Here is a 242-nt window from a genome sequence, read left to right as displayed (position 1 = left end):
GCATTCTGCTGCTGCTGCGGGACGATGACGGCCGCCGTTGGCCCGCGGTGGCCGCCCTGGCCGCGCTGGTGCCGTGGATTCGGCTGGAAGCCACCGGCTACGTGATCGCCGGGGCTGTCGCGGTGTGGTTGTTCTCCGCCCCGCGAAACCGACGCTCACTGGTGGGGATCATGCTGGCCGCGCTCGGTTCGGTGGCTGTTCTCGTGCTGGTGCGTTACCTGGTGTTCGGCACCGTGCTGTTC

The 242-nt window shown here is 69.0% G+C and carries 1 protein-coding gene; it reads left to right on the top strand.

Going from position 1 to position 242, the window contains the following annotated elements; genetic code table 11:
• Positions 1 to 242, top strand: a 242-nt coding sequence (locus tag FQ668_RS28740; protein WP_178097257.1) for a hypothetical protein, incomplete at both ends; no start/stop codon positions are given.

Source organism: Pseudomonas sp. Kh14 (genome assembly GCF_900291005.1).
GTDB lineage: Bacteria > Pseudomonadota > Gammaproteobacteria > Pseudomonadales > Pseudomonadaceae > Aquipseudomonas > Aquipseudomonas alloputida.
This window is presented reverse-complemented; position numbering and strand designations above follow the sequence as displayed.